Annotated in this window: 20 protein-coding genes; 8 read left to right on the forward strand and 12 right to left on the reverse strand. The window is 59.8% G+C overall.

Going from position 1 to position 21,549, the window contains the following annotated elements; translation table 11 throughout:
• Window positions 1–83 precede the first annotated feature (83 nt).
• From DA915_RS10600 to DA915_RS10610, 3 genes are all read left to right on the forward strand, one after another.
• The gene (locus DA915_RS10600) at window positions 84–1,286 is read left to right on the forward strand and encodes a CaiB/BaiF CoA-transferase family protein (protein ID WP_004430689.1); all 1,203 of its coding nucleotides are present in this window, start codon (window positions 84–86) and stop codon (window positions 1,284–1,286) included.
• Window positions 1,283–2,950 (forward strand): thiamine pyrophosphate-binding protein, encoded by a 1,668-nt coding sequence (locus DA915_RS10605; RefSeq protein WP_192886461.1) that lies wholly within the window; start codon window positions 1,283–1,285, stop codon window positions 2,948–2,950. Before DA915_RS10600 ends, DA915_RS10605 begins: the two co-directional genes overlap by 4 nt.
• A gap of 80 nt (window positions 2,951–3,030) precedes the next feature.
• A complete protein-coding gene (locus DA915_RS10610) occupies window positions 3,031–3,783 on the forward strand; it encodes a HugZ family protein (protein ID WP_107675788.1) in 753 nt (250 codons plus the stop codon).
• A 274-nt stretch (window positions 3,784–4,057) separates the two neighbouring features.
• Here the strand turns inward: DA915_RS10610 and DA915_RS10615 are convergent, their stop codons facing one another.
• The 3 genes from DA915_RS10615 to DA915_RS10625 form a co-directional block, all read right to left on the reverse strand.
• Window positions 4,058–4,399 carry a RidA family protein gene (locus tag DA915_RS10615; protein ID WP_006310481.1) on the reverse strand — a complete coding sequence of 114 codons (342 nt, stop codon included), beginning with the start codon at window positions 4,397–4,399 and terminating at the stop codon, window positions 4,058–4,060.
• Between the two features lie 46 nt (window positions 4,400–4,445).
• Window positions 4,446–4,784, reverse strand: coding sequence for a TIGR01244 family sulfur transferase (locus tag DA915_RS10620; RefSeq protein WP_004430682.1), 339 nt, complete (start codon window positions 4,782–4,784; stop codon window positions 4,446–4,448).
• Window positions 4,785–4,900: 116 nt separating this feature from the next.
• A complete protein-coding gene (locus tag DA915_RS10625) occupies window positions 4,901–5,734 on the reverse strand; it encodes an aldose 1-epimerase family protein (RefSeq protein ID WP_107675789.1) in 834 nt (277 codons plus the stop codon).
• A gap of 155 nt (window positions 5,735–5,889) precedes the next feature.
• On the opposite strand from DA915_RS10625, the gene DA915_RS10630 reads away from it, so the two are divergent.
• Window positions 5,890–7,281 (forward strand): L,D-transpeptidase family protein, encoded by a 1,392-nt coding sequence (locus DA915_RS10630; protein ID WP_107675790.1) that lies wholly within the window; start codon window positions 5,890–5,892, stop codon window positions 7,279–7,281.
• Between the two features lie 67 nt (window positions 7,282–7,348).
• Here the strand turns inward: DA915_RS10630 and DA915_RS10635 are convergent, their stop codons facing one another.
• The 9 genes from DA915_RS10635 to DA915_RS10680 all read right to left on the reverse strand — a co-directional run bounded on the left by DA915_RS10635 (window position 7,349) and on the right by DA915_RS10680 (window position 17,323).
• Complete coding sequence (locus DA915_RS10635) at window positions 7,349–8,554, reverse strand: MFS transporter (RefSeq protein WP_004430678.1); 1,206 nt, start codon at window positions 8,552–8,554, stop codon at window positions 7,349–7,351.
• Between the two features lie 47 nt (window positions 8,555–8,601).
• Entirely contained in the window at window positions 8,602–9,249 is a 648-nt protein-coding gene (locus tag DA915_RS10640) for a TetR/AcrR family transcriptional regulator (RefSeq protein WP_107675791.1), read from the reverse strand.
• Between the two features lie 266 nt (window positions 9,250–9,515).
• A complete protein-coding gene (locus DA915_RS10650; RefSeq protein ID WP_107675793.1) occupies window positions 9,516–10,232 on the reverse strand; it encodes a ParA family protein in 717 nt (238 codons plus the stop codon).
• 213 nt (window positions 10,233–10,445) lie between these two features.
• A complete protein-coding gene (locus tag DA915_RS10655) occupies window positions 10,446–10,829 on the reverse strand; it encodes a hypothetical protein (protein ID WP_107675794.1) in 384 nt (127 codons plus the stop codon).
• Between the two features lie 12 nt (window positions 10,830–10,841).
• Window positions 10,842–11,987 (reverse strand): iron-containing alcohol dehydrogenase, encoded by a 1,146-nt coding sequence (locus DA915_RS10660; RefSeq protein WP_107675795.1) that lies wholly within the window; start codon window positions 11,985–11,987, stop codon window positions 10,842–10,844.
• Window positions 11,984–13,372: an aldehyde dehydrogenase family protein gene (locus DA915_RS10665; RefSeq protein ID WP_107675796.1), complete on the reverse strand. Its 1,389-nt coding sequence runs from the start codon at window positions 13,370–13,372 to the stop codon at window positions 11,984–11,986. The genes DA915_RS10660 and DA915_RS10665 overlap by 4 nt, the downstream gene beginning before the upstream one ends.
• 18 nt (window positions 13,373–13,390) lie before the next feature.
• The gene (locus DA915_RS10670; protein ID WP_107675797.1) at window positions 13,391–14,755 is read right to left on the reverse strand and encodes a glutamine synthetase family protein; all 1,365 of its coding nucleotides are present in this window, start codon (window positions 14,753–14,755) and stop codon (window positions 13,391–13,393) included.
• Window positions 14,756–14,821: 66 nt separating this feature from the next.
• Window positions 14,822–16,336 (reverse strand): amino acid permease, encoded by a 1,515-nt coding sequence (locus tag DA915_RS10675; protein ID WP_004430663.1) that lies wholly within the window; start codon window positions 16,334–16,336, stop codon window positions 14,822–14,824.
• Between the two features lie 213 nt (window positions 16,337–16,549).
• Complete coding sequence (locus tag DA915_RS10680) at window positions 16,550–17,323, reverse strand: N-formylglutamate amidohydrolase (RefSeq protein ID WP_107675798.1); 774 nt, start codon at window positions 17,321–17,323, stop codon at window positions 16,550–16,552.
• Between the two features lie 176 nt (window positions 17,324–17,499).
• On the opposite strand from DA915_RS10680, the gene DA915_RS10685 reads away from it, so the two are divergent.
• The 4 genes from DA915_RS10685 to DA915_RS10705 all read left to right on the forward strand — a co-directional run bounded on the left by DA915_RS10685 (window position 17,500) and on the right by DA915_RS10705 (window position 21,541).
• Window positions 17,500–18,378 carry a MurR/RpiR family transcriptional regulator gene (locus DA915_RS10685; RefSeq protein ID WP_004430661.1) on the forward strand — a complete coding sequence of 293 codons (879 nt, stop codon included), beginning with the start codon at window positions 17,500–17,502 and terminating at the stop codon, window positions 18,376–18,378.
• A gap of 290 nt (window positions 18,379–18,668) precedes the next feature.
• A complete protein-coding gene (locus tag DA915_RS10695; protein ID WP_107675799.1) occupies window positions 18,669–19,775 on the forward strand; it encodes an ABC transporter substrate-binding protein in 1,107 nt (368 codons plus the stop codon).
• Between the two features lie 102 nt (window positions 19,776–19,877).
• The gene (locus DA915_RS10700) at window positions 19,878–20,762 is read left to right on the forward strand and encodes an ABC transporter permease subunit (protein WP_004430658.1); all 885 of its coding nucleotides are present in this window, start codon (window positions 19,878–19,880) and stop codon (window positions 20,760–20,762) included.
• The gene (locus tag DA915_RS10705; protein ID WP_004430656.1) at window positions 20,759–21,541 is read left to right on the forward strand and encodes an iron ABC transporter permease; all 783 of its coding nucleotides are present in this window, start codon (window positions 20,759–20,761) and stop codon (window positions 21,539–21,541) included. Before DA915_RS10700 ends, DA915_RS10705 begins: the two co-directional genes overlap by 4 nt.
• Window positions 21,542–21,549 lie beyond the last annotated feature (8 nt).

A 21,549-nucleotide genomic window follows, 5' to 3' on the forward strand; every position in this document is an offset into this window, starting at 1 on the left:
CGGAATAAGTCCATGAGATAAAATCACATGCGACGCGGCAAGCAGCGGTCTATAAACCGGCAGACACAAATACCGGGGGACAGATGACCGACATGCCGAACAGGAAACCGCCGCTATCAGGCATTCGCGTCATCGAGCTGGCGCGTGTTCTGGCCGGTCCCTGGGCAGGGCAGATGCTGGCCGATATGGGCGCCGACGTCATCAAGGTGGAAAACCCCGAGGGCGGCGACGATACCCGCGCATGGGGCCCGCCCTTCGTCGAAGATGCCGATGGAGAAAACCTCTCCGCCGCCTACTATCACGCCACCAATCGCGGCAAACGCTCCATCGTTGCCGATCTGAAGACGCCCGAGGGTTGCGAGCTGGTGCGCCGGCTGGTGCGCACCGCCGATGTCGTCATCGAGAATTTCAAGCGCGGCGGGCTTGCCAAATATGGCCTCGATTACGAGAGCCTGCGGGCGCTCAATCCGAAGCTGATCTATTGCTCCATCACCGGCTTCGGCCAGACCGGGCCTTACGCCGATCTCGCCGGATACGACTATATCGTGCAGGGCATGTCCGGCTTCATGTCGATCACGGGCGAAGCGGATGGCCAGCCGATGAAGGCGGGTGTTGCGGTTGCCGATATCTTTACCGGCATCTATTCCGTGTCAGCCATTCAGGCAGCCCTGATCCACGCCATTCGATCAGGCGAAGGCCAGCACATCGACATGGCGCTTCTCGACGTGCAATCGGCCGTGCTGGCCAACCAGAACATGAATTACCTGATTTCCGGCAAGCCTCCCGTCCGACTCGGCAACGCCCACCCGAATATTTCCCCCTATGAGGTGGTGCCGACGGCCGATGGCTTCCTCATCCTTGCGGTCGGCAATGACGGCCAGTTCCGCCGCCTCTGCAATATTCTCGGCATCGGTGCGATTGCCGATGACGAGCGTTACGCGACGAACAAGGCCCGCGTGGCCCATAAGGTCGAGGTGCGGCAGATCGTGTCGACGGAAACCTTGAAATGGCAGAAGCGCGATCTTCTGACCGCCTGCGAAAAGAACGCCGTCCCGGCCGGGCCGATCAACTCCATCGAGGAAATGTTCGCCGATCCACAGGTTCAGGCACGTGGCCTTCGCATCGATCTGGAGGCCGAAGACGGCACCGTCATCCCCGGTGTCCGCACACCGATTATCATGTCGCAAACGCCGCTGCGCTATGAACGCCCGAGCCCGAAGCTCGGCGAACATCAGGCGCAGGTGCTGGCCGAACTGGAAAACATCGAAAGGACCACGACGCCATGACTGCAGCCGGAATGAAAAGAACAGGCGGGCAATTGATCGTCGAAGCGCTGAAGGCCAATGGCGTCTCCCGCGTTTCCTGCGTTCCGGGCGAAAGCTATCTCGCCGTGCTGGATGCGCTTTATGAAAGCGGCATCGAAACCGTGGTCTGCCGCCAGGAAGGCGGCGCCGCCATGATGGCCGACACCTGGGGCCGGCTGACGGGCGAACCCGGCATCTGCATGGTGACCCGCGGTCCGGGCGCAACCAACGCCTCGGCCGGCCTGCATATCGCAAGGCAGGATTCCATTCCGATGATCCTCTTCATCGGCCAGGTGCAGCGCGAAGCGCGTGAGCGCGAGGCCTTTCAGGAAGTGGAATATCGCCGCGCCTTCACCGAATTCGCCAAATGGGTGGGCGAGATCGACGACGCCCGCCGCATTCCCGAATTCGTCACCCGCGCCTTTGCCGTCGCAACCTCCGGCCGCCCCGGCCCGGTGGTGCTGACGCTGCCCGAAGACATGCTGGTGGAAGAGGTCGAAGCGCCCAAGGCGAAGCCCTACACACCCGTCGAGGCACATCCCGGCCCGTCGCAGATGGCCGCCTTCGCAAAAATGCTTGATGAGGCAAAGCGCCCGGTCTTCATCATCGGCGGTACGCGCTGGTCCGAGGAAAGCGTCGCAGGCTTCAAGGCTTTTGCGGAAAAGCACAAACTGCCCGTCGGCTGTTCCTTCCGCCGCCAGATGCTGTTCGATCATCTGAGCCCCTCCTATGCGGGCGATGTCGGCATCGGCATCAACCCGGCGCTGGCCAAGGAGATCAAGGGATCCGACCTCGTGGTTCTCCTCGGCGGCCGCCTCTCCGAAATGCCGTCTTCCGGCTATACCTTGCTCGACATCCCCTACCCGTCGCAGAAACTCGTCCATATCTATCCGGAAGCGGAGGAACTTGGCCGCGTCTATCGACCGGATCTGGCAATCTGCGCCGCGCCGGATGATTTCGTTAGCGCCCTCTCCTTGCTCACGCTTTCTGCAAATGCCGCATGGGCGGATCGCACCGCCGCCATGCATGCGGCCTATCTGAATTGGTCCGCCCCACCGCAGACCGGCCCCGGCGCGCTGCAGATGGGTCCGATCATGGACTGGATCGAGGCCAATGTGCCCGAGGATGCGATCTTCACCAATGGCGCGGGCAACTATGCGACCTGGGTGCATCGCTTCCATCGTTTCCGTCGCTACAACACGCAATCGGCGCCAACATCAGGCTCGATGGGTTACGGCCTGCCGGCGGCGGTTGCCGCGAAGCACCTTTTCCCGGAGCGTGAGGTGATCTGCTTTGCAGGTGACGGCTGTTTCATGATGCACGGACAGGAATTCATCACCGCCGTGCGTTACGGGCTGCCGATCATCACCGTGCTGGTCAATAACGGCACCTATGGCACCATCCGCATGCATCAGGAGCGGGAATATCCCGGCCGTGTCAGCGGCACCGATCTCGTCAATCCGGATTTCAACGCCTTTGCCAAGGCCTATGGCGGCCACGGCGAAACGGTGGAAAAGACCGAAGACTTCGCCGCCGCCTTCGAACGGGCCCGTGCAAGCGGCAAGCCGGCCATCATCGAAGTAAAGCTGGATGCGGAAGCGATCACGCCGACACGTACCCTGACGCAGATCAGGACCCGAACCTGACATTGCCCTCCGATATTGGTGATAGACACGGCTCCGGCATGGTGTAAATCCTGACTGAGACTCACAGCTTAGGATACGACATGCCGGACGCAGCCCCTCCCGTCATCACTCCACGCGGCGCGAAGATCGAACCCTCGGCCGGCGCGCCTTTCGAGGCGGTGCGCGTAGCCCGCGACGTGCTGCACACATCCCGCACGGCAGCGCTCGCCACTCTCGATCCCGTCAGCGGTTATCCCTATACGACCGCGACCAATATCGGCATCGAGCCGGATGGCGCGCCGTTCTTCTTCGCGGCCGGGCTGACGCTGCACGCCCGCAACATGGAGGCCGACCCGCGCATCTCGCTGACACTCGCGCCGTTTGGCAAGGGCGATGCGTTGACGCTGCCAAGGCTGACACTGGTGGGCAAGGCGGAACAAATCGGCCCGGATGAAGTTCCACTCGCCATCGGGCGCTACATTGCCCGTTATCCCAAGGCCAAGCTCTATCTCTCCCTGCCCGATACGCGGCTTTACCGGCTGCGGACAGAGGGCGTGCAGATCAATGGCGGCCCGGCCCGCAATGCCAGCAACATCACCCCGGCCGATCTGCGCACCGATCTATCAGGCGCGGAAGAGTTGATGGCGGCGGCGGAAAGCGAAGCGACCCGCCTCAACGCCATCAAGGGCGAAGCATCCCGGCTTACCGTTCTGGCCGGCGCAAAATCAGGCCGCTGGACGATCACCTCCATCGACCCGGATGGAATCGATCTCGCCTCGGCCAGCGATCTGGCGCGGCTGTGGTTTGCTGAGCGGGTGACGACGTTGAAGCAATTTGAGAAGGCGCTTGCTTAGCCGGTGAGGTGACAGGCGCAAGCGATTCAAAAACCATGAAAATTGCTTCTACTTGGCATTTTGTGGCCATGTCGCCCCGTCACCCCGGACTGGATCCGGGGTCCAGCGCGATCAAGTCTTTGATCGCAAAAGACTCTTTTTACGGCGCAGGCGCGGCGTGGCTGGATGCCGGGTCAAGCCCGGCATGACAGGGAGAGTTTTTTGACCCCATCCCATCAAAAAAGGCCGGGCTGCAATCCGCAACCCGGCCTTTTCTCAGAAATCAAACCGTTGCTCAGAGAGCAGCGGTCACGATGAATTCAACCTTGTAGTCCGGCGTCGCAAGCGCTGCTTCGCTGGTGGCGCGGGCCGGCGGGTTTGCCGGGTCGATCCAGCCTTCCCAGACAGCGTTCATTTCGCCGAAGGTGGACATGTCGGAGAGGTAGATGATGGTCTGCAGGATCTTCGACTTGTCGGAACCGGCAGCGGCCAGCAGGCGATCGACTTCAGCGAGAGCCGACTTGCTCTGCTCGGTCACACCAGTGCCTTCGCCAACCTGGCCGGCCAGGTAAACGGTGTTGCCGTGAACGACGGCGCCGCTCATGCGCTTGCCCGGCTCGATACGCTTGATGGTCATGGAAAACTCCTGTTGATTGGCATTAAAAATCGGGATGCGCGGAAAATCAGCCGCGCAGGTGATGGGTCTTTTCGTAGATCGCCGTCGAGCGCGCGCCGGAGCGGCAATAACCAAGCATCGGGCGCTGCAATTCGTCCAGCGCATCCACCATGCCCGTAACGGCATCGGCGTCGACGCCGTAACGTCCAACCGGCACATGCATGATGGTGAGGCCAAGCTGCTCGGCACGCTCGGCAATATCGGCAAAAAGCGGCTGGCCCTCTTCTTCGCCGTCAGGGCGGTGGCAGACGATCGACTTGAAGCCGAGCGCCTTGATCTCGTCCAGATCAGCAACGCTGATCTGTCCCGTTACCGAATATTCGTCGTCTATGCGCCTGATATCCATGTCATACCTCCGCTGAAACCGGTGTCCGCGCCGCTGGCTGTCATCCTTAAATCCGCATCCGATGTAAGCGGTCAAACCCCATGCGTCAATGATGCGTGGCCTTCATTCGGTACAGCTCAGAGGATGGAAAAGCGCAGGCCGAAGGAACGGCTTTCGCCCGGCTGAAGAATATTGAACTCGCCCGCCGCCTCAAGCTGGCTACGCCCCACCCAGCGATGCGAAACCGGCTCGATGCCGAGCACATTGGCGGACTCCTGCTGGTTGCGCCACATCTGCAGATAGGGCAGCGTCTCCGTGCGAAAACGCACGGTCAGCGTCTTCCCGCTGATGGCCGCAATCGGGCCAAGCTTCAATTCCGCCCATTCATCTTTTCCAGCAGAGACACAGAAAACATTGCCCGGCTCCTCGCCAAAACGCCAGCCATGGCCGCCGCCCTCCAGCATCGCGCCTTCGAGCCGCACGGCATCGTCAAACAGGCGGGCGCCGACATTCATGTGATACATCAGGAACACCGGGATCGGCCGCTCGGACGTATTGACGATCCTGTCATCAAGGCTGACTTCGCCGCTTTCGCCATCGATGCTCCATGTCCGTTCCAGCAGCGCTGTGCCGCCATCGGCAAGCTTCACGGGAACCTCGACGCGCGCCAGCGCATTGGACTCCTGAACATCGAAGACGATGATCGTCGCGGGATGCGAGGAGAAGGAGCCATGCAGCGGATATCGACGCCCCTCACCGTCGCCGTCGATCGGTTCGGGATGGCGGATATGGTCGGGACCGCAGGTGAACAGAAAGCCTTCCAGCGAATGGTCGATACGCGCATCGCCATCATCGGGAATGGCGCGGCCGGGCGCGATGTCAATGCCATCGACGACGCAGGCGCCGATATCGAAAACGGAGGTTTCATCGAGGAAAATGCGTGGCGATCTGCCAGCCTGAAACGAACGCAAGATAACCTCCCTGTGGCACTAAAAACGCATGGTTCACGGAAACGCTACTAACCGTGACGGAAATTAAGATTGCATTAACCGCGAATTCACCTTTTTCACAATAGGGTCAAGATTGCGGTGTGTTTATCGGTGAACAAGCAAGGGATAGCAGAATCGTGAAACAGTTTCTTAACGCAGCTTTGGGTCTGACGGTCGCGCTGGTGGCGGTTTTCGCCCCGCTGCAGGCTGGTGCGCAGCAGCGTTATGGCGACCAACAGCAGACAATGCTGGTCACTCCGGACGGTCGTGTGCTCGACTTCATGCCGGAGCGCGGTGATATCGTCATCAGCCGTGATGCGATGGGTCGCACGGTGTTTTACGACCAGTACGGCAATCTCCTGGCCACCGAAATGCCCTCCGGTTATCAGCAGCGTCAGCAGTCACGCCAGCGCGACACCACCTATTATCCGCCCGCCCCCGGCGGCCAGTATCGCGAGCCGCAGCGCGACTATGGCTATCAGGACAATGGCAGCGTGCGCGATTACCGCGAATATCGCGGCGACGGCTCCGACGACAATTTCTATACCGGTTCCGTTCCCGCGCCCGGCGCGGTTGAAAGCGGCCCACTCGGTCAACCGATGCCCGGCGAGAGCACCACGGCCGCCGTTCCGCAGCCGGATCACCTGATTGAGCGGCATACGCCGGTGACCACACCTGTCAACCGCTCGCGTCAGGAAATCGTCGCGCTGCAGACCTTCCTCGATCGCGAGGGCATCTCGCCCGGCGTCATCGACGGCAAGATGGGCGACAACGTCAACAAGGCGATTGCCGCCTGGCAGGACATGACCGGCGAAAAGCTCGATCCGAACAACTCCGATGATATTCTGGAGCGGCTGCGCGCCTCCGGCGGCATGCCGATCGTGGATTATACGATTACCGCCGCCGACGCCGCCGGTCCCTATGTCGCCTCCATTCCGGACGACTATGCCGCAAAATCACAATTGCCGGCCCTCTCCTTCACCTCCACGTCCGAGGCGCTGGCCGAACGCTTCCACATGGATGAGAACTACCTGAAGGAACTGAACCCCGGCATCGATTTCTCCGTGCCCGGCACCATCATCAAGGTGGTCAATCCGGGTGAGACGAAGAAGGGGCAGGTCGCCCGTATCGTTGCGCACAAGGGCATCAAACAGGTCTTCGCTTATGGTCAGGACGGCAATCTGATCGCCGCCTATCCCGCCACCATCGGCTCCACGGATACGCCGTCGCCGAGCGGCACGCATACGGTGGAGCGCATCGCGCTCAATCCGGGCTACACCTACAATCCGAAAATCAACTTCAAGCAGGGCCAGAACGACAAGATCCTGCAGATCCCGCCGGGTCCGAACGGCCCGGTCGGCACGGTCTGGATTGCCCTGTCGAAGCCGACCTACGGCATTCACGGCACGCCGGAACCGTCCAAAATCGGCAAGACCAACAGCCACGGCTGTATCCGCCTGACCAACTGGGATGCGACCGAACTGGCGAAAATGGTCCGTCCCGGCGTGGTGGTCGAATTCGCGGAATAGATTGACTGGAACAAAAAAGAAAAAGCCCGGCGGTTTGGTCCGCCGGGCTTTTTTCGTTGATGGAGTTTCAGTCGCGCTTTTCCGTCAGGAAATATAGAAGGGCCGCCACCGGCAAGGCGAAGCCGATCCACGAGGCGGCCTGCCATTCGCCGACAGCATAGGCCCAGCCGCCCACGGCGGAACCGATCGCACCACCCATGAAGAATGTCGCCATGTAGATGCCGTTCAGGCGGCTGCGGAATTCCGCTCCGAGCGTAAAGATCGCCCGCTGGCCGAGCACCAGATTGGTGGTGACGCCGAAATCCAGAACGATGGCCGCGACGACCAGAATGGCGAGCGCCAGATGTGAGCCTTCAGGCGCCAGATGCGTGACGGCGAAGGAGAGCGCCACCGCCACCAGTGCAAAGAAGGTGGCCGCACGCGTCCAGCCGCGATCGGCCATCCGCCCGGCAATCGGGGCGGCCACGGTGCCGGCCGCACCGGCCAGTGCAAAGAGCGCGATCTCACCCTGACTCAGATTGAAATGCGGTCCGCTCAGATAAAGCGGCGTCGTGGTCCAGAACAGGCTGAAAGCCGCAAACAGGAAGGCATGATAGATCGCCCGCCGCCGCAGGATCGGCGTGTGAAGCGCCAGCCGGCCCATCGAGGCCATCAAGGCCCCATAGCTCAGCCGCGCATCGGGCATGCGGGTGGGCAGAAGCCGGAAAAGCACCACGGCAAGAAGCGCCATGACTGCCGCAGACGTCAGAAAAACACCGCGCCATGACACCACTTCCGACAGGAGGCTGGATACCGGCCGCGCCAGCATGATGCCGGCCATCAGCCCGCTCATGACATTGCCGACGACCCTGCCGCGAATGGCGTGCGGCGCCATATGGGCGGCATAGGGAACGATGACCTGTACCGCGACCGAACTGACGCCGACGAGAAAGGCCGCAATCAGAAACGGGGCCGCATGCGGCGCGAATGCCGCTCCCACAAGGGAAAGCACCGCCATCGCGACGGAACTGACGACCAGCTTGCGGTTTTCAACGAGATCGCCAAGCGGCACGACAAACAGCAGACCGATACCGTAACCGATCTGTGTCAGGGTTACGATAAGGCCGGTAGCGCCGGCGGAAAGACCAAGTTCCGCCCCGATAATGCCGGCAAGCGGCTGGCCATAATAAAGGTTGGCGGCAATCAGTCCGCAGGCTGTCGCCAAGAGGAAAGTCAAAGCCGGGGAAATGGATGTTGCCTCAACATCATCCCCTTCAATTACACGCGTCGTCATCATTTTCTCCAATATGGAAACAATCGTTTCCTAAATAATCACAAAAATCACTCGGCAAGCTTCATGGCGATATCCACCACTGCCACCATGTCTTTGAGGCTGCGCCCCGTCTTTCCCACCACGCGCATGCCGTACATCATGCACAACATCGCCCGGGCGAGATCATCGGGATCAGCCTTTGAACGCACGGAACCATCCTTCTGCCCGTCGGCAACGAGACGGGCGACAATGCGCTCTCTCGCCTTCACTGCCCGCTCGACCACGACTGCAATGTCGTCGTCCAGGGCCGCCAGATCGGCAGCAGCACCAACCACCAGACACCCATCAGAACCGACACCGCCATGCGACCGTTCCGCATAGAACATCAGGCCTGCCCTAAGGCGTTCGTAACCGGTATCGAAACCGGCCACCGCTGCCTCGAAACGCTCGGTCTGTACGATCCTGTAGCGCTCCATCGTGGCGATGAACACGGCCTTCTTGTCCTTGAAGGCCTTGTAAAGACTGCCCTGCGCCAGTTCCATCGCATCGGTGAGATCGCCAACGGAGGTGGCGTGGTAACCGCGTCTGGAAAAGACACGGATCGCGCCATCAAGCGCATGATCGAGATCGAACTCGCGTGGCCTGCCGCGATGGCGCTGTTCCTGGGAATTGGGTTGGGCGATATTGGTCATGGCCGCAATATAGGAAACGATCATTTCCAAATCAAGCGGATAATTTTCCACCTGCGCCCGGTAACGGCGCAAACGATGCGGATCAACTGCGCGCGCAGCTCGACCGTATTGAAGAAAGCCACGCCAGGCTGAGATACATCCAGCTTGCCGCTCATCTCGAAACGGTGAAGCTGCTGACCAAGGAACAGATCGCACGTTACAACAAGCTGCGCGGCTATGCGCCTTAACGAGCAGAAAAGTCCTCTGGCCTTAAGCAGGCGGATGGAGCCGCCCTGCCCTGGGGGCAGCTCTCAGGCGGCCTTGCGGGTGAAAAGGCGCGCAGGTTGCGTGCCGAGCCGCAGAAGCCGTTGCGGCAGAAGGTCGACGACCTCAGTCGCGAAGGCTTTCGCATTCTCCACGGCCTTGTCGATATTGCTGACCTTGTCCTTGTCGAGACAGAGAAGCGTGCCGCCGTAGTCGAAAATATCGCGATAGGCCGCTCTCTCGACAATCGGCGTATTCAGAACCGATACGTTCTTTTCCGCGAGCAGCATCTTGACGAGCAGCAGGGAGCGTGTCGCCACCATGGCATTGACCCGCGTCAGCACGATGGAATGGGCGATCGCCTTGCCCATCTTGCGGTTCAGGAATTCGATATGATCGAGAACTTCGGCGGCGCCGCGCGCATCCATGGCTGAGCCCTGTACGGGGATCAGCACATGGTCGGAAATACCGAGCGCCATGGTCAGAAGCGGGGTTTTCGCTCCCGGCAGGTCGATGATGAAACAGTCGGTGTTGGCCTTGTTTTCGCGAATATGGCCCTCGAGCGAGGCCATCGTCACATGCGAAATCACCGAGAGATTTTCGATGTCGCCTGATAATTCGTGCCAGCGGGAAATCCACAATTGCGGATCGGCATCCAGCACCGTCACACGGTGGCCGCTGCGGGCAAGTTCGGTTGCCAGAAGCAGTACGGCGGTGGTTTTTCCCGCACCGCCCTTGGTGTTGGCGAAAGTGATGACTGACATGATACCCCCTGTTGGTCAGAGCCGTTTCATGCTCATTCACGCACCGAAGCAATTCATGGTGCTTTCCATAACCTTAACGAAGATGGTTAAGAAAAGGCTAAGAACGGTTATGCGATACAGCAAAAAGCCCGCGCCATAAAACGGCGCGGGCTTTCTCGTTTTTAAGAAAGAAGTTTCAGCGAGCTGGCAAAGGCACTTGGACCGCCCAATTCTTCACGACAGTTTCTGGCAGGGTCCGACATCATCCGGACGGGGACGCCCCGCCTTCAGATCTTCGTATCGCGGTAAGTTTGCATCACGACCACCCATGTATTTTTCAAATGCTTTCCGATCGAGCGTTATCATACGACCGCTGCTGCTGAAGCTGACCATTCCGTTTTTACCGGAATAGGCCACACCCAGCTCGCCGCGGCAAAAATAACGGCTATTTCCTTTCGACAATGTCCAACCCAAAACTCCAGCCTTGTTGCTCGCAAGCGTCGAAGCCTTGTAACCTTGGGCAGAAAGTTCGTGAAAGGACGCGGCATGCGCCGTAGCAGGCAAGCCGAGAAGCACCATTGCAAGCAATGGCGCAGATACTGACGCCTTCTTCTTCACCGCAGATATCCCTTAAAAGCAGGCTTCGAAAAGCGCCCTGGTATTCTCAAGCGTCATCGGCACCGGATTGCCGCCGCAGCTCGGATCCTTGATCGCTTCCGCCGCCAGCTCATCGATGCGATCAGGCTTGATGCCCATGGCGGTCAGGTTTTCCGGCACACCGAGTTCTTTACGAAGCTCCAGCACATAATCATAGAAACCATCGAAACCACCTGATATGCCGAGATAGGCGGCCGCGCGGGCGATCTTGTCTTCGATGGCCGGGCGGTTAAAGCGCAGCACCGCAGGCATCACGACGGCATTGGTCATGCCGTGATGGGTATTGTAGACCGCGCCGATCGGATGCGAGAGCGAGTGAATGGCGCCGAGACCCTTCTGGAAGGCAACCGCCCCCATCGCCGCCGCCGCCATCATATTGGTGCGCGCTTCGATGTCCGTGCCGTCCTTATAGGCGCGCGGCAGGAATTCCTTGACGAGGCGCAGACCCTCAAGTGCCACACCGGCACTCATCGGATGGAAGAACGGCGACGAATAGGCTTCGAGGCAATGGGCAAAGGCATCCATGCCAGTACCCGCCGTGATGACCTTCGGCATGCCGACGGTTAGCTCCGGATCGCAGATGACGACGCCGGGCAGCAGCTTCGGATGAAAGATGATCTTTTTCACATGGGTTTGCGAATTGGTAATGACGCTGGCGCGGCCGACTTCTGAGCCGGTGCCAGCCGTCGTCGGAACGGCGACGATGGGCGCGATCTTGGCGGCATCCGCCCGTGTCCACCAGTCGCCAATATCCTCGAAATCCCAGACCGGACGCGTCTGCCCGGCCATGAAGGCGATGGTCTTGCCGAGATCGAGGCCGGAACCGCCGCCGAAGGCGACGACGCCGTCATGGCCGCTATCGCGATAGGCTTTGACGCCGGCTTCCATGTTGATCTCGTTGGGGTTCGGATCGACATCGGCGAAGATCGCCCGGCCAAGCCCGGCCTCTTCCAGCACATCCAGCGCATGCGCGGTGATCGCCATATTGGCAAGGCCGCGATCGGTCACGAGAAGCGGCTTTTTGATGCCGAGCGTCTTGCAGGCTTCCGCCAGTTCCTTGATCCGGCCACGGCCAAGCTTGACGGCGGTGGGATAGCTCCAGTTGGCGACGATATTCATTTCGTGACTTTCTTCAGATGGTAGGATTTCGGTCGGGTCAGGTTCTGGAAACCAAAAATGGAGAGCGAGCCGCCGCGGCCCGTTTCCTTCACGCCAGTCCAGCAAAGGGCGGGATCGAGATAATCGGCGCGGTTCATGAACACGGTTCCGGTTTCGATCTCGCGGCCGATACGCCCAGCGCGCGCTGCATCCTGTGTCCAGAGCGAGGCGGTGAGGCCGTATTTGCTGTCATTCATCAGCGCGATGGCTTCATCGTCATTCTTGACCTTCATGATGCCAAGAGCAGGGCCGAAGGTTTCTTCGGTCATGAACTCCATGGAATGATCGACATTGACGAGGATTTGCGGCGCGACATAGGCCCCCTCGCCGTCATCGGCGGGGAACAGCTTCGGATCGACCAGCGCCTTGGCACCCTTTGAAACGGCATCGGCGATCTGCGCGCGCACCACCTTGGCGAAACGCTTGTTGGCCATCGGCCCGAGCGTCGTTTCCTGTTCCAGCGGATTGCCGAGCTTGTAGTTGGAGACCCAGGCGACGGACTTCTCGACGAATGCATCATAGAGGTTTTCGTTGACGTAGATGCGCTCAATACCACAGCAGCATTGCCCGGAATTATAGGTGGCACCATCCATCAGCGTATCGACGGCAGCGTCGAGATCGGCATCCTCCATCACATAGCCGGGGTCCTTGCCACCGAGTTCAAGACCGAGACCGGTGAAGGTGCCGGCTGCGGCGCGCTCGATAGCCCGTCCGCCTTCCACCGAACCGGTGAAGTTGACAAAATTGAACAGGCCTTCGGAAATCAGCGCCGAGGTCGTGGCATGGTCGAGGAAGACGTTGATGAAGACATCTTCCGGCACGCCGGCCTCAACGAAAGCCCTAACCATGCGCTCGCCGACCAGAAGCGTCTGCGCAGCGTGCTTGATAACTACCGTATTGCCGGCCATCAGGGCGGGGGCGACGGTGTTGATCGCCGTCATATAGGGGTAGTTCCACGGGGCAATGACGAAGACCACGCCATGCGCCTCACGCTCGATGCGGCGTTCGAAATTGCCGCTCTCCTCGATGACGAGCGGTGCCAGCGCATCGGCCGCGATGGAAGCGACATAGTTGGAGCGCTCGTTGAAACCCTTGAACTCGCCGCCATAACGAACCGGACGGCCCATCATATGCGCCAGTTCCGGCACCACTTCGGCCACCATTTCGTTAAGGCGCGCCACACCTTTCAGAACCAGCTGAACGCGGTCCTCAAGCGGACGTCGCGCCCAGTCCTTTTGCGCCTTGCGCGCTTTCGAAACGGCGGCGCGCGCCGCTTCCAGCGACATCGCCTCCCGCTCGGCATAAACCGAGCCGTCGATGGGCGAGATATTCTGGATCATGGTCATGATGTTTTCCCGTAATGATTAGGCTCTCTCGAAACCGCGCGCCACTTCCCAGTCGGTCACGCGGCGGTCGTATTCTTCCTGCTCCCACCTTGCGGCATGCACGTAGTGATCGACCACGTCGTCGCCAAAGGCCTGGCGCAGCATTTTCGATCCGTCCAGAAAGGCGGTCGCGTCACGCAACGTCTTGGGTATCTCGCGCACGTCCTTCCCGCCATAGGCGTCACCGACAAAAGCGGGCTCAAGTTCGAGTTTATTTTCGATGCCGTCAATGCCCGCCGCGAGAAGAGCGGCCATGGCGAGATAGGGATTGAGATCCGACCCGCCGACGCGGCACTCGATACGGATGCCTTTCGTTTCCGCGCCGCAAAGGCGATATCCCGCCGTGCGGTTGTCGAGGCTCCAGATCGCCTTGGTCGGTGCAAAAGTGCCGGCCATGAACCGCTTGTAGGAATTGATGTAGGGCGCCAGGAAATAGGTGATGTCGCTGGCATGCGCCAGAAGCCCGGCAACATAGTGCCGCATCACATCCGACATGCCGTGTTCGCCGTCCTTGTCGAGGAAAGCCGGCTTGCCGTCCAGGCTCCACAGCGACTGATGAATATGGGAAGAACTGCCGGCGGCATTGTAATTCCACTTGGCAAGGAACGTCACCGCCTTGCCCTTCGACCAGGCAATCTCCTTGGTGGCGTTCTTGATGATGGCGTGACGGTCGGCCATGGTCAGCGCCTCGGCATAACGCACATTGATTTCCGCCTGACCGGGAGACGCCTCGCCCTTGGAGTTCTCGACCGGAATTCCAGCACCCTGCAGGCCCTTGCGCAGCGCCCGCATGACATCCTCTTCCTTGGTCGTCTGGAAGATATGGTAATCCTCGTTATAGCCGCTGGCGAGGTTCAGGCCCTTGTAACCGCTGGCGCGTGCCGCGTCGAAGGTCTGGTCGAACAGGAAAAACTCCAGCTCCGTCGCCATGTAGGCCTTCAGCCCCATCGCCTCCAGCCGCGCCACCTGTTTTTTCAGGAGCGCGCGCGGCGAATGCGGCACTTCTTCATGGGTGTGATGGTCAAGCACGTCGCACAGCACCAGCGCCGTGCCTTCCAGCCAGGGCACGCGCCGCAGCGTCGAAAGGTCTGGCTTCAGCACATAGTCGCCATATCCCTTTTCCCAGCTTGAGGATTTGTAACCGGGAACGGTTTCCATCTCCATGTCGGTGGCAAGCACATAGTTGCAGCTATGGGTTTCCTCAAAGGCGCTTTCGACGAAGAATTCCGCCTGGAACCGCTTGCCCATCAGACGCCCCTGCATGTCGACAAGGCAGGCCAGAACCGTGTCGATGCGCCCCTCGGCGACATCCATTTTAAGCGCGTCGAATGTGTAGCTCGTCATTTTTGTCCGTTCCCTTTTATTGTGGCGATCGGGCGGCCGGGATGCGGCCGCCCGTTTGTTTGTGCATCAGGCCTTTGCAGCCGCTGCGGTAACCGCAGCCTGCTTGTGCTCCATCGCGAATTCCTCTTCCGGCGACAGGATGAGGCGATGGCGTCCGACAAAGGCAAAATAGGCGATCGCCACGGCAAACCAGACGGCGACCCAGAGCACGCCCTTGGTGAAGTTTGGATCTTGGATCTGGTAAAGCAGCGTGACGATGGCGATGATAACAGTCAGCACCGCGCCCGGAATGCCGAAGGGCGAGCGGAACGGCCGCTCGATATGCGGCAGGTTCTTCCGCAGCAGAATGAAGGAAATCGCCTGCATGATGTAGGAGAACATGGCGCCGAACACTGCCATGTTCAAAAGCACGCTGCCGATGATGCTGCCGCCCTGTTCCGCACCCAGCGAGAACCAGATGACAAGCATGACAGCGAGGCCGACAATCGCGCCGGAGATATTGGCGACATAGGGTGTGCGGTATTTCGAGTGGGTGATCGACAGCACGGTCGGGAAATAACCCGCACGCGACAGCGAATAGATCTGCCGGCCCTGCGCATAAAGGATCGTATGGAAGCTGGCGATCAGGCCGGTCAAGGCAACAAGACCCAGCACCACCACGCCGCCATCGCCGTAGATCGCCTTGAAGCCATCAAGCAGCGGCTCGAGCGAGGAGCTGAGATGGAAGGCGCCAACGCCCGGCAGGGATGGGTTGAGCAGCACGATCATGAAGGCCGAGACCATCAGCGTCACCATGCCGAGAATGATGCCCTTGGGCATGTCTCGTTTGGGATCGACTGATTCTTCAGCCGCCAGCGGCAGCTGCTCGATGGCGAGGAACAGCCAGACCGCGAAAGGCAGCGTGGCGAGAACGCCCGAGAAACCGAAGGGGAAGAAGGAACCGCCACCTTCCGGCAGCTCCACCGCCTTGCCATCAGGTCCGACACCGATATTGAGCGCGAAACGCGAAAAATCGATATTGGGAATGGCGCTGATCCAGAAGAACACCAGAACGGCGAGCGAAATCAGTGTGATAACAAGTGTGACCTTGAAGGAAAGCTCAAGTCCGAAGACATTGAGCGCAAGAAAGATCAGATAGAACGCTATCCACACGAAGGGTGAATAGGCCGGATCAAGGCCGAGAATGGAGTTCACATAGGCCGTGATGAAGGTGACGACGACCGCCGGCGTCAGCACATATTCGACATTCTCGCAAAGTCCGGTGATGAACCCGCCCCATGGACCCATGGCCGTGCGGGCAAAGGAATAGGCCGCACCCGTATGCGGCAAGGCCGGGCTCATTTCCGCGATCGAAAATGTCAGCCCGAGATACATGATGGCGATGATGATGCCCGCCACCAGCATGCCGCCCCAGCCGCCGGTGGAAAAGCCGAAATTCCATCCGGAAAAATGCCCGGATATGACCGCGCCGACGCCGAGTGACCACAGCGACCACACGCCCGCATAACGGGATAGTCCGCGTTTTTCGAAATAGGATGCATCAGCCTTCTTGTAGCTGACGCCTGATGATGAACTGTCCATGCCCTTCTCTCCTGATAAGAAAAAAACAAGCCAGTCAGCCGTTATTGGCCGATTGTGCCCCAGTTTCCGGCTTCACGCGGGTGCTTCCCTCGCTCTGCCGCACGCACTTGCTGTTCCCTTGCCGCTTCGCGCCTTTCCGGCTTTATTGAATGGCGGCAGTCTCGTCTCAATGGCCGGCCCCGGTGCTTTCACCATCGGCCAGCCCTTGCTCCCTCACCCGTCAATCGATGAGAGCGCCTTCTCCATGAGCTCATGGAGAAAACCGGCAATGGCCGCCTGATCTCCTTCATTGGCGATGAGATCGTTGCGGATTTCGATCATGACGTTCAAAAGCCCGTCCGGCAGCGCATGCAGCCGTAGCGTATGCGTCACGCCGTCTTCCGGGCCATAAGGATCATTGCGATTGACCCTGAGCGAAGATCCTTCGGCGCCCGCCAACATCGCATCCGCCAGGCGGCTGTCGCTATCGTGCAGGATGCCGATCTCAACCTCGCGGAACCGGCCGTGATAAACGGGCGTGAAACTGTGAATGGTTACCACAACCGCCTTGCGGCCATCCGCCTGCCGCTTAGCGATGATCTCGCTCACCCGATCATGAAACGGCACATAAAGCGCTGACGTGCGGGCGAACCGCTCCGCTTCGCTGAGCTCGAAATTGCCGGGAATATCGTAAATCTCGCTTTTCACCGGCATGGCGGAAGGCGATTCGGGCGGCCGGTTGCAATCATAAACGAGACGCGAAAACCGCTGGTAGACGAGCGTGGCGTCAAATTTTTCAGAAAGCAGCCGGGCAACGGCGAGAGCGCCCGGATCCCAGGCCGCATGGCTCGAAAGCACCTCCGGCGAAAGACCCAACGTGCCGTATTTCTGCGGGATGGTGGCGGAGGCATGCTCGCAGACGAGAAGGACATCGCCTTTCGCCGCCGCATTCTCAATGCCGACGGCCTGCCCTTCCGCTTCTGTGAAAAACCGTGAACGCACCGTCATGCACGAACCCCACCCGGAAACCCCGTGTTCCACCAATGACGAAAAGAATTCTTCACATTATTGCGAGTGTCAAATGGAATTTTGAAATTTTCTCTTCATTTTTCCCATTGACTCGATAGCTGGCACAGATGTTTATTTTACCCATGCACCGGCAGAAGACCGGAAAGGGGAAAAATTTGCGCAGCACGACGGCGACCGTGTCGGATGTCATCCACGCTCATTACGGCGCGCTGACCCGTTCGGAAAAACGGCTGGCGGAAAGCCTGCTCGGCAACTACCCCGTCTCCGGCCTCGGCAGCATCACCACGATCGCGGAAAATGCCGGCGTTTCGACGCCGACGGTGGCGCGCATGGTGCAGAAACTCGGCTATAAGGGCTATCCGGAATTTCAGGCGCATCTGCATCAGGAACTTGAAGCAACGATCTCCGGTCCAATCGCCAAACACGACCGCTGGGCAACCAATGCGCCCGGCCTGCACATTCTCAACCGCTTCGCCGACGCCATTACCGGCAATCTGCGCGATACGCTGAGCGATCTCGACACCGCCGTCTTCGACAATGCCGCCGCGCTGCTTTCCGACCGCAAGCGCAGCATCTATTTCGTGGGTGGGCGCATCACCGGCGCGATTGCCGAATATTTCTTCACCCATATGCAGGTGATCCGCCCGAAGACGACGCTGATGTCGTCCAATTCCAGCGCCTGGCCGCAGTATATGCTGAACATGAGCGCCGGCGACGTGCTCGTCATATTCGACATCCGCCGTTACGAGCACGACATGACGACGCTCGCCGAGGTGGCCAAGGCCAACGGCGTGCAGATCATCCTCTTCACCGATCAATGGACATCGCCGGTGGCGCGCCATGCGCTGCACATTTTCCGCGTCAGGATCGAGGCTCCCTCGGCATGGGATTCCTCCGTGGTCACACTGTTCGTGGTCGAAGCCCTGATCGAGGCGGTGCAGAGCGGCACCTGGGATGAAACCAAGGAGCGCATGAACGCGCTGGAAGGCCTGTTTGAACAGACACGGCTGTTCCGCAGGCCGGAAAGAACATGAATTTGCATAGCCGGCATACGACTTGACGCGGATGCCGCACGCTGATTGGATACCTGTCATCGCCACCAGCACGATAAAACAGGGGAAAACACCAAGCTGGGGAACGCATCTGGTCTAACGGACGACAACGGGCAACTCCCGCAATTGCAGGCATACAAACCTGATAATGGCGGAAAACGAGTGTAAAGTGGCGGAATCCGGATAAATAAATTGTAATCTGGCCGTCACATTAGCTTCATCGAGAATCCGTATCAGCGTCCGCAATATGAGAACACGAAGAGGAGAAAAAAGTGATCTCTCACTGCCGCCGACTGCTTGCTACGACCACCGCGGTGGTCATCGCCTCCACCGCGATTGCCGCCGCTGAACCGAGCGCCGAACTGATCGCCGCCGCCAAGAAGGAAGGCATGCTGACCACCGTCGCGCTGCCGCACGACTGGTGTGGTTACGGCGACGTGATTGCCGCTTTCAAGGCAAAGTACCCGGAAATCACCGTCAACGAGCTGAACCCCGACGCCGGCTCCGCCGATGAAGTCGAAGCCATCAAGGCGAACAAGGACAACAAGGGCCCGCAGGCTCCTGACGTCGTTGACGTCGGTCTCGCCTTCGGTCCGCAGATGAAGGCCGAAGGCCTGCTGCAGCCTTACAAGGTCTCCACCTGGGACGAAATCCCTGACAATGTGAAGGATCCGGAAGGTTACTGGTACGGCGACTATTACGGCGTCATGTCGATGTTCGTGAACAAGGACCTCGTCAAGAATACGCCGAAGGACTGGGCCGACCTGCAGAAGCCGGAATATTCCGGTCAGGTAGCGCTTGCCGGCGATCCGCGCGCCTCCAACCAGGCGATCCTCGGCGTTCTCGCCGCCGGTCTTTCCACTGGTGCAAAGTCCGGCAAGGAAGCCGGTGAAGCCGGCCTGAAGTATTTCGCCGACCTCAACAAGGCGGGCAACTTCCTTCCGGTCATCGGCAAGGCCGGCACGCTGGCCCAGGGTGCGACCCCGATCATCATCGCCTGGGACTATAACGCCCTTTCCTGGAAGAAGACGCTGAACGACAACCCGCCGACGGAAGTTGTCGTTCCTGAGAAGGGCGTTCTCGCCGGCGTGTACGTTCAGGGCATTTCCGCCTACGCACCGCATCCGAACGCTGCAAAGCTCTGGATGGAGCATCTCTATTCCGACGACGGTCAGCTTGGCTGGCTGAAGGGCTATTGCCACCCGATCCGCTTCAACGCCATGGTCAAGGCCGGCAAGGTTCCGCAGGCGCTTATCGACAGCCTGCCGCCGGCAGCAGCCTATGAAAAGGCGATCTTCCCGACACTCGAGGAAGTCGACGCCAACAAGGCTGCCGTCACCGGCGGCTGGGACAGCGTCGTCGGCGCGAACGTGAAGTAAACTGTTGAAAATGCACCCCGGCCGATCAAAGCCGGGGTGCTTCTTTTATAATGAATACCTTAATAGACAGACCGTTTTGAAAGCGGCGTTTGGGGACAAGGCATGTCATCGACCAACACCGGCGGACCATCCGATGCGGGCAGGAAACTGCCTCTTCACTGGATAGGGATCGTACCTTTTGCCGTTTTTGTTCTGCTGTTTCTGATCCTGCCGACGATGAAGATCGTCATCGGCGCGTTTCAGCAGACGGATGGCAGCTTCACGCTGGAAAACATTGCCGGGCTTTTCACCTCATCGATCCTTGCCGCTTACTGGATTTCGATCAAGATCAGCCTTGCCTCGGCAGCGCTCGGCTGCCTGATCGGCTTTGCCGTGGCCGCAGCCGTGGTGCTGGGTGGCCTGCCGCAGCGCATTCGTGGCCCGCTTCTCACCTTTTCCGGCGTCGCTTCGCAATTTGCCGGCGTGCCGCTCGCCTTTGCCTTCATCGCCACGCTCGGTCCGGTCGGCCTGCTTACCGTTTTTCTGAAGACGCAGGTCGGCGTTGATCTCAGGCTTTTGGGCTTTAATATCCTGTCCTTCTGGGGCCTCACCGTCACCTATCTGTTCTTCCAGATACCGCTGATGATCCTCATCATCACGCCGGCACTTGATGGCCTGAAGCGCGAATGGCGCGAAGCGGCGGAAATTCTCGGTGCAACCGGCCTGCAATATTGGCGCATGGTTGCCTTCCCCATCCTTTTGCCGTCGTTGCTTGGCACCATGTCGCTGCTGTTTGCCAACGCTTTCGGCGCGGTGGCAACCGCGATCGCGCTCACCGGTTCCTCGCTCAATATCGTTCCGATCCTGCTTTTCGCGCAGATCCGTGGCGACGTTCTCGGCAATCCGCATCTCGGTTATGCGCTTGCCTTCGGCATGATCGTCGTCACAGGCATCGCCAATGCACTTTATATCTGGCTGCGCGCCCGCAGCGAAAGGTGGCTGAAATGAAGCGTTTCTTCGCCTGGGGCGCGCTGATTTTCGGCCTGCTCTATTTCGCCCTGCCGCTGATCGGCATGACCAACTTCTCGCTGAAAATGCGGCGCGGCGAATATTCCTTCGACGCCTATGCCAAGGTGCTTACCGATCCGCGTTTTCAGGAAACCTTCAGCTATTCCGTCGTGATGGCGCTGTTCACCATCGTCTTCGGCGTTCTGCTTGTTGTGCCCACCGCCTATTGGGTACGGCTGAAACTGCCGGGCCTGCGGCCATATATCGAATTCATTACTCTTCTGCCGCTGGTTATCCCGGCCATCGTCATCGTGTTCGGTTACATCCGTCTCTACAACACCTCGAGCTGGCTGCCGCTGACCGGCACGACCTTCGGCACAAACCTTCTTCTGATGTTCGGATATGCCACGCTCGCCCTGCCCTACATGTACCGCGCCGTCGACACCGGTCTCAGGACCATCGACGTCTCGACGCTGACGGAAGCAGCGCAAAGCCTTGGCGCGGGGTGGACGACCATCCTGTCGCGCATCATCCTGCCCAATGTTCTGGTCGCGGTGCTCTCGGGCGCGTTTTTGACCTTCGCGATCGTCATCGGTGAATTCACCATGGCGGCCCTTTTGAACCGCCCGGCCTTCGGCCCCTATATGCAGCTGCTCGGCGCCAACCGCGCCTATGAACCGGCGGCCCTTGCCGTGATTTCCTTCGGCATCACCTGGGGGTGCCTGGGTCTGATCCAACTCGTTTCACGCTACCAGAAGGGCGCGCCTCCCAAGGCCTGAGGACAAGA

This window comes from Agrobacterium sp. LAD9 (assembly GCF_003031125.1).
GTDB lineage: Bacteria > Pseudomonadota > Alphaproteobacteria > Rhizobiales > Rhizobiaceae > Agrobacterium > Agrobacterium radiobacter.